This window comes from Actinophytocola sp. (assembly GCF_045807065.1).
In the GTDB taxonomy this organism is placed as follows: Bacteria; Actinomycetota; Actinomycetes; order Mycobacteriales; family Pseudonocardiaceae; genus Actinophytocola.
In genome coordinates, this window is record NZ_JBJMIE010000305.1 from 1 (window position 1) to 8,233 (window position 8,233).

The following is an 8,233-nucleotide window of genomic DNA, read 5'->3' on the forward strand; positions in this document are numbered from 1 at the left end:
GGAGACCTGGACCCAGGGCAGCAGCTTGAGCAGCCAGCGCGAGGACACGCCCTGCATCTGGGGAACGGACTTCTTCGTCGTGGCCAGGTTCCGGGCCGCGGCGGTCGCCAGGCTCTGCTGTCGCTGGGCGTTCGTCTCGACACCGGGCGCCGCGGGTTCGGTCACCGTCACAACGCACACCACCAATCATGCGGTCGGCTGTAGGAAGAATTCGGCGGGATCGCGAGTTCTTTTCATTCCTATCACCGGCGTGGAAAAGTCCACAGTCGACCAAGGGGGTGACCACGACGGTGGTCGGAAATTATCCGAGAGTAACTACCCCGTCACCCGAAAATGCGGTAACTACCACCGGTCCGATTGTTTGAGTTGAGCGAGAATGCGCCAAAGGGGGGTGTGGTTGGGACGAACGTGTGGCGGATGTCCGGCAACGACCCGGTCGTGGTGGGGTGGTCTCACCGGAACGGTCTAGTGCGTTGGGCCGGATACACACCCTCCGTCGAAGAAGTCAGGTCGATCGGCTCCCGACATGGGTCGGCACGGTCGACGAAACATACCGTCAACCGTGCCGGAATTTGTCGTGGATGTTTCGTCAGGCGCTCGCGTTGTCCAGTCGGCCGAGGTGATCTTCCGACAACTTGATGTCCACCGCCGCCATCGCGGCGTCGAACTGCTCCAGCGTGCGCGGTCCGGTCAGGGGCACCACCGGCGGGTCGGTCTGGTGCAGCAGCCACGCCAGCACCAGTTGGTTCGGCCGCACGCCCAGCTCGGTCGCCAGCTCGGTGAGCGCGGCCAGCCGCGCGTTCGAGTCCGGGCCCGCGTAGTTCGGCATCTTCGGGTCGGCCGCGCGCTTGGCGGGGTCGTCGTAGATCCCGTTCAGGATCGGGGAGTACGCGACCAACGAGACCTGTGGGTTGGCGCGCAGGTGGTCGAGCTGCTCGTCGTCCACAATGGACAGGGTGTTGACGCCGCCCTTCGGGCGCAGGTAGGAGTGCTGCTGCTGCACCGCGACCGGCGCGGGCCAGCCGTGGCGGTCGCAGAGGCCGAGGATCCGCTCCAGCCGCCAGGTGCGCACGTTCGACCAGCCGACGTAGCGGATCTTGCCGGCCCGCACGAAGCCGTCGAGCGCCTCCAGCGTCTCCTCCAGCGGGGTGGCGCGGTCGTCGACGTGCACGTAGTAGAGGTCGATGCGGTCGGTGCCGAGCCGGCGCAGGCTGGCGTCGAGGGAGCCGCGGAGGGTCCGGGCACCCGCGCCGACGTACTTCGCGGGCCAGCCGCCGCCGCGCTGCGCGTCCGGATCCTCGACCCAGCCGCTGCCCTTGCTGGACAGGAACACCCGGTCCCGGTTCCCGCGACTGGCGAACCAGTGTCCCAGCACGGTCTCGCTCTCGCCGCCGGTCAACCCCGGCGCCGGCCACCACGCGTAGCAGTCCGCGGTGTCCACGAAGGATCCGCCGAGATCGAGGTACCGGTCGAGCATGGTCAGGGAGGTCGCTTCGTCGGTTCGGGTGCCCATCCACATCGCACCGAGGGCGAGCTGGCTGACCTGCTCGCCGGTGCGGCCCAGTTCTGTCGTCTGCACGTTCCCGACACTAGGTTCGACCCGTTCGATACGTCCAATGCAAAGTTGGGTGCCGATCAATACGCTGACCGTATGGAACTACGGCAGGCGCGCGCGTTCGTCGTGACGGCCGACGAGGGGCACGTCGGTCGGGCGGCGACCCGGCTGCACGTCACGCAACCGACGCTGTCCCGGCAGATCGCGGCGCTGGAACGGTCGCTCGCCGTGCCGCTGTTCGACCGGACCCGCAGGCAGCTGGCGCTCACCCCCGCCGGCGAGGTGTTCCTGGCCGGGGCGAGGGAGCTGGTGCGGCGGGCGGACGAGCTGGCCGCCGCCGCGCAGCGGGCGCACCGCGGTGAGCTGGGCGTGCTGCGCGTCGGGTTCGTCCAGTCCGCCACGTTCGCCGCGCTGCCCCGGCTGCTGAGCGGGTTCCGCGCGGCGGTGCCGGCGGTGCGGGTGGAGGTCATGGCCATGACCACGCTGCGGCAGCTGGACGCGCTGGCCGACGACCGCATCGACGTCGGCCTGCTCCGGCCGCCGGTCAACGCGCCGGACCTGCGCCTGCGCACCGTGTCGCACGACGAGTTGTACGTCGCGCTGCCCAGCGGGCACCCCCTCGCCGGCCGCCGCCGGGTGTCGCTGGCGGACCTCGCGGACGAGTCCTTCGTGTTCTACGAGCGGGAGGCCGGGCCGGCTGTGCACGACACGATCGTCGGGTTCTGCCGGGCGGCCGGCTTCAGCCCGCGCATCGTGCAGGAGGCCGTCGACGTGCAGACCATCGCGGCGCTGGTCGCCGCCGACCTGGGCGTGTCGCTGCTGATCGCGCCGACCCCGCACACCGACGAGAAGGCGGTCGTGTACCGCCCGCTGGCGGAGGACCTGCCGAGCTGGGAGATGGCCCTGGCGTGGTCGGTCCACAACCACTCGCCGGTCCTGGCGCGGTTCCTCGCGACGGTGGCGCGGGGTGACGAACCGTGAGCGAGGGTCGTCGAGTTCGGGGCGGTCGTGCGCTGGCGGCGTACGCCATGATCACCCAACCCGGTCAGGAGGTCACCCCGAGTGATCCGCACACCGGTGTGGCCGTGATCGTCACCGTGCCGGTTCGCCGAGGTCAGCCGGTCGAGCAGGCGGCGCGGCGGCGTGCGGGTCGACGCGCCGCCTGCCTCGACGATGCCCCGTTCGAGTACCTATGCTGGGGCGCGATGAGCCACGTACCGAGCCGGGTCCTGGTCACCGGGGCGGCTGGCCGGCTCGGCAGTGCGGTGCTGCGCGTTCTCGCGGCACAGGGCGCGGCCGTTGTCGGTCTCGACCGCGTCGACCCAGGCGGCACCGAAGCGTTCTTCACCGGCAGCGCCGGCGACGTCGACCTGGTCGCGCGGGCCATGGCCGGCGTCGACACCGTCATCCACCTCGCCGCCATTCCGCGGCCCACGCTCGGCGCGCCCGAGGAGGTGTTCGTCAACAACGTGGCCGCCACGTTCGTGGTCCTCGACCAGGCCGCGCGGGCCGGGGTGCGGCGGGCGGTGATCGCGAGCAGCCTGTCCATCACCGGACTCCCCTTCTCCCCGCACCCGGCCGTGCCCGACTACCTGCCGGTCGACGAGGCCATGCCCTTGCAGATCGCGGACCCGTACGCACTGTCCAAACAGGCCGACGAGGCGACCGCCGAGATGGTCGCGCGCCGGGACGGGATGGCGGTCGTCGCGCTGCGGTTCCCGATGCTCGGGGAGCCCGAGTTCCTCGCCGAGGAGGCGAGGATCCACCGCGACGACCCCGGCCACGGCGCCAACGCGATGTGGGCGTACCTCGACATGCGGGACGCGGCCATGGCCTGCTGGCTCGGGGCCACCGCTGCGCTGTCGGGCGTGCACCCCCTGTACGTGGCCGCGCCGGACACCCTCTCGCCGTACCCGACCCAGGACCTCGTCGCGCGCTGTCTGCCCGGCGTGCCGGTGCGGGCCCCGCTGCCCGGGCGGAGCGTGCCGATCGACACGGCCGCGGCCCGTGCACTCCTCGGTTTCCAGGCCGCACACCACTTCGAGATCACCCCGGCGGAGCTTCCGTGACGTACTACGACGACTTCGTGCCGCACCAAGGACTTCGCGCGCCCCGCGCCTTCCTGCACACCGATGCGCCGCGGCTCTCGCTCGACGGGGACTGGCGGTTCCGGTTGTCCCCGATCGCCGACGTGCCAACCGACTTCGCCGACCCGGCGTTCGACGACAGCGGTTGGGACACGCTGGCGGTGCCGTCGCACTGGCCGCTGCGCGGGTACGGCAGTCCCTGGTACACCAACGTCGTCTACCCGTTCCCCGTCGACCCGCCGCACCCGCCGGAGGAGAACCCGACCGGTGACCACCGGATCGCGTTCGACCTGCCCGCCGACTGGGCCGGCCGGCGGGTGGTGCTGCGGTTCGACGGCGTCGAGTCCTGCGCGAGGGTGTGGCTCAACGGCACGGAGCTGGGATTCTTCACCGGTTCGCGGTTGCCGGCCGAGTTCGACGTGACGCCCGTGCCCGGCCGCAACGTCCTGGCCGTGCGGGTGCACCAGTGGTCGGCCGCGAGCTACCTCGAGGACCAGGACCAGTGGTGGCTGCCCGGCATCTTCCGGTCGGTGGCGCTGGAGGCGCGTGGCGACCTGGACGACGTGTTCGTGCACGCGTCCTACCTGGACGGTCAGGGCACACTGCTGATCGACGCCTCGGTGCCGGCGACGGTGTCCGTGCCCTCGCTCGGCATCTCGGTGCCCGCGGGGGAGTCGGTGACGGTTCCCGTCGAGCCGTGGAGCGCGGAGCGGCCCCGCCTGTACGACGCCACGGTGTCGACCGGGACGGAGACCGTCCGGCTGCGCATCGGTTTCCGCACCGTGTCCATCGCGGACGGTGTGCTGCTGGTCAACGGTGAGCCGGTCCAGTTCCGCGGCGTCAACCGGCACGAGTTCCACCCCGACCACGGCCGGGCGGTGCCGTTCGAGACGATGCTCGAAGACGTGCTGCTCATGAAGCGGCACAACATCAACGCGGTGCGCACCAGCCACTACCCGCCGCACCCCGCGTTCCTCGACCTGTGCGACGAGTACGGCCTGTGGGTGATCGACGAGTGCGACCTCGAGACACACGGGTTCACGTTCTCCGGCTGGGAGGAGAACCCGTCGGACGTGCCTTCCTGGCGGGACGCGTACCTGGACCGGATGCGCCGCACCGTCGAGCGGGACAAGAACCACCCGAGCATCGTGCTGTGGTCGCTGGGGAACGAGAGCCACACGGGCGCGAACCTCGCGGCGATGGCCGAGTGGACGCGCGAGCGTGACCCGTCCCGCCCGATCCACTACGAGGGCGACGCCGACTGCGCGTATGTCGACGTGTACAGCCGCATGTACGCGACGCACGCGGAGGTCGAGAAGATCGGGCAGGAGTCCGGCATCCCGTTCATGCAGTGCGAGTACGCGCACGCCATGGGCAACGGGCCGGGTGGGCTGGCCGAGTACGTGGCGTTGTTCGACAGGTACCCGCGCATCGCCGGCGGTTTCGTGTGGGAGTGGATCGACCACGGGCTGCGCCATCCGAGGTTCGAGTACGCGTACGGCGGCGACTACGGCGAGCCCATCCACGACGGGAACTTCGTGGTGGACGGGTTGTTGTTCCCCGACCGGACGCCGTCGCCGGGGCTGCTGGACGTGAAGAAGGCCTACGAACCGGTGCGGATCTCCTTCGTGGACGGCCGGGTCGAGGTCACGGAGCTGCGACCGGTGCCACCGCTGCGGTTGGTGTGGTCGGCCGGTGACCGGTCCGGCGTGCTCGATCCGTCCGGGGCGTTGCCGTCCCTGCCGTCGTTCGACTCGGAGACGTGGCTGACCGTGCGTGCGGTCCTGGCGTCGGACGAGCGGTGGGCGCCGGCTGGTCACGAGATCGCATGGGCACAGCACCAGCTCTCTCCCGGCGACCGTGCCGTGCCCTCAGGTGCTGACCGTCCACAACGGACCAATGACGGTTTTTCCTTCGGTCCTGGTCAGTTCGACCGGTTCGGCCGGTTGACCTGCTTCGGTGGTCTCGCGGTCGGCGCACCGCACCTGTCGCTGTGGCGCGCGCCGACCGACAACGACCGCGGCGAGCACGTCAACCTGCACGAGACGTGGCGCGCGCTGGGCCTGCACCGGCTGACACACCGGTTCGACGGGGTGTCAGCCGGCGAGACGCTCGTGGTGCGGGAGCGGACGGCCGCGGCGGCGCTGGCGCGGGGCGTGCACGTCACGTACGAGTGGGCGCCGGCGGGCGACGGCCTGGCGCTGACCGTGCGCGTCGACCCGGACGGCGAATGGCCGGAGCCGATCGCGAAGCTGGCGGTCACGCTGCCGCTGCCCGCCACGCTCGACCGGGTCGCGTGGTTCGGCCGCGGCCCCGGCGAGTCCTACCCCGACACCGGCCTGGCGACGTGGTTCGGTCACTTCGAGTCCACTGTGGATGAACTGCAGACGCCGTACCTCAAGCCACAGGAGAACGGCCGGCGCGGCGACGTCCGCCGGCTCACGCTGACCGACACCCTGGGCCGGGGCCTGCGCGTCGACGGCGACTTCGGTTTCACGGTCCGCAGGTGGACCGACGCCGACCTGGCCGCCGCGAAGCACAGGAACGAACTGACCGCCCGTGATGGTTTGTGGTTGACCATCGACGCGGGCCAGCTGGGCATAGGCACCGGATCATGTGGACCGGGCGTGTTGCCCGAGTACGCGCTCACGCTGCGGAAGACCGCGTTCACGCTGGTGTTCTCCCCGTTGTCGTGACCTGGTCGATCTGCGAGGATGCTCGGTCATGGCATCGAGGTTGAACCCGTACATCAGCTTTGCCGGCAACGCCCGGCAGGCCATGGAGTTCTACGAGCAGGTGTTCGGCGGCGAGCTGCGGCTGAACACGTTCGGCGAGTTCGGCGCGGAAGAACAGCCGGACGGCATCATGCACGGCATGCTGGAAACCCCGAGCGGCTACACGATCATGGCCGCCGACACCCCACCCGGCCAGCCACACCAGCCGGGCAACAACATCACGGTCTCCCTGAGCGGTGACGACGCCGAAGAACTACGCGGCTACTGGGAGAAGCTGTCCGACGGCGGCACCGTGGCCCTCCCCCTCGAGAAGCAGATGTGGGGCGACGAGTTCGGCATGGTCGTCGACAGGTTCGGTATCGCGTGGATGGTCAACATCACCGGCAAGTCCGAGAGCTAGCCGATTTCGCGGAGGGGCCGCTCTCGACTGTGCCGGGCGGCCCTTTCAGGCGTCGGCCCCGGGATCACGGCGATTCCAGGCCGCCGTCCGGGCGGCGGACCCGTGCCGCCCATCGTTCGTGGCGGCCGGTCTCCGGTGGGTACTTCGCCGCTTCCTCCTCGTTGAGGTCGACTCCCCAGCCCGGGGTGTCCGACGGGTACAGGTAGCCGTGCACCGGGGTCGGGGTGCCGGGGAAGACGTCGTGCGTGGCCTCGTTGTAGACGTGGGCCTCCTGGATGCCGAACGCCGACGTCGTCACGTCCAGGGTCACGTTCGCCGCCATGCCCACCGGGGAGACGTCGCCTGGGCCGTGCCATGCGGTTCGGACGCCGCTGAACTCGCACAGTGCCACCAGTTTCCGGCACGTGGACAGGCCGCCGACCGTGGAGACGTGTACGCGTAGCAGGTCGGTGCCGGCCGTCTGGACCAGGCGGGCCGCGTCGGTCGCGGACGACAGCTGCTCGCCGACCGCGATGGGGACCGGGGACTGCGACACCACCCACGGCAGGCGGTCGTAGTGCTCCGGGGCGACCACGTCCTCCAGGAAGAACAGCCGGTACGGCTCCAGCGACCGCGCCAGGACCACCGCCTGCTTCGGGGTCAGCCGGGAGTGCACGTCGTGCAGCAGCTCGACCTCGTCGCCGAGCTCGGCGCGGGCCTCCGCGAACAGCCGTCGGGTGGTGACCAGGTAGTGGTGCACGTCCCAGCCGTCCGGGTACGGCGCGGTCGGGTAGCCACCCGCGGTACCCGGGGCGCCGTACGTGCCCAGGCCCGGGCCGCCGGTCTGCAGCCGCACGTGCCGGTAGCCGGCCTCGATGAGCGACGCCGCCGACGAGAGGGTCTCGGGGATCGTCGCGCCTGACGCGTGGAGGTAGGTGTCCGCCGCCGCGCGGACCCGGCCGCCCAGTAGCTCGTACACCGGCATGCCGGCGCGCTTGCCCGCGATGTCCCACAGCGCCTGGTCCACACCGGACAGCGCGTTGTTCAGCACGGGCCCGTTGCGCCAGTACGACGAGAGGTGCACGAGCCGGTTGATGTCCTCGATGTCCGCGGGATGGCGGCCGATCAGCAACGGCGCCACATGCTGGTCGACCGTCGCCGCGACCGCGTGGAAGCGTTGCGTGAACGTGGCGCAGCCGAGGCCGTACAGCCCCGGCTCCGACGTGTCCACCCGCACCACGACCAGCGGGATGCCCTCCGGTGCGGTCACGATCGACCGCACCGAGGTGATCGTCAACCGGTCCCGCGGCGGCCACGGGACGACCACGCGGTCCGCTTCCGGTTCGTCGAGGTCCATGTCCGCGACCGTGTTCCGTTCGCCGAGCTGTCTCCGGTGCCGGCCGCTGGTCACGCGCACGTCCCGTGGCGGCCGGGAGATGGAGCGGCGACGGGGGCCGCCCAGCCGGGTGCGGCCCCC

Annotated in this window: 6 protein-coding genes and 1 pseudogene; 4 read left to right on the forward strand and 3 right to left on the reverse strand. The window is 70.8% G+C overall.

The features are described 5' to 3' along the window. Together ACJ73U_RS17520 and ACJ73U_RS17525 are read right to left on the reverse strand one after the other, a co-directional pair. Positions 1-171: pseudogene (locus ACJ73U_RS17520) on the reverse strand (Crp/Fnr family transcriptional regulator); the annotation flags it as partial. A gap of 418 nt (positions 172-589) precedes the next feature. Further along, complete coding sequence (locus ACJ73U_RS17525) at positions 590-1,579, reverse strand: aldo/keto reductase (RefSeq protein WP_407778708.1); 990 nt, start codon at positions 1,577-1,579, stop codon at positions 590-592. 72 nt (positions 1,580-1,651) lie between these two features. On the opposite strand from ACJ73U_RS17525, the gene ACJ73U_RS17530 reads away from it, so the two are divergent. The 4 genes from ACJ73U_RS17530 to ACJ73U_RS17545 are packed head-to-tail and all read left to right on the forward strand — an operon-like array spanning position 1,652 to position 6,777. Continuing rightward, complete coding sequence (locus tag ACJ73U_RS17530) at positions 1,652-2,536, forward strand: LysR family transcriptional regulator (protein ID WP_407778709.1); 885 nt, start codon at positions 1,652-1,654, stop codon at positions 2,534-2,536. After that, a complete protein-coding gene (locus ACJ73U_RS17535; protein ID WP_407778710.1) occupies positions 2,533-3,624 on the forward strand; it encodes an NAD-dependent epimerase/dehydratase family protein in 1,092 nt (363 codons plus the stop codon). The genes ACJ73U_RS17530 and ACJ73U_RS17535 overlap by 4 nt, the downstream gene beginning before the upstream one ends. Further along, positions 3,621-6,338: a glycoside hydrolase family 2 TIM barrel-domain containing protein gene (locus ACJ73U_RS17540; RefSeq protein WP_407778711.1), complete on the forward strand. Its 2,718-nt coding sequence runs from the start codon at positions 3,621-3,623 to the stop codon at positions 6,336-6,338. The genes ACJ73U_RS17535 and ACJ73U_RS17540 overlap by 4 nt, the downstream gene beginning before the upstream one ends. Positions 6,339-6,366: 28 nt before the next feature. Then, complete coding sequence (locus tag ACJ73U_RS17545; protein WP_407778712.1) at positions 6,367-6,777, forward strand: VOC family protein; 411 nt, start codon at positions 6,367-6,369, stop codon at positions 6,775-6,777. A 64-nt stretch (positions 6,778-6,841) separates the two neighbouring features. Here the strand turns inward: ACJ73U_RS17545 and ACJ73U_RS17550 are convergent. Beyond that, on the reverse strand, positions 6,842-8,233 hold a 1,392-nt coding region (locus ACJ73U_RS17550), incomplete at its 5' end, for an enolase C-terminal domain-like protein (protein ID WP_407778713.1).

Bases quoted from the DNA above. Each gene is read 5' to 3' on its own strand.
- ACJ73U_RS17530 (WP_407778709.1), top strand. From the start codon at position 1,652: ATGGAACTACGGCAGGCGCGCGCGTTCGTCGTGACGGCCGACGAGGGG.
- ACJ73U_RS17545 (WP_407778712.1), top strand. From the start codon at position 6,367: ATGGCATCGAGGTTGAACCCGTACATCAGCTTTGCCGGCAACGCCCGG.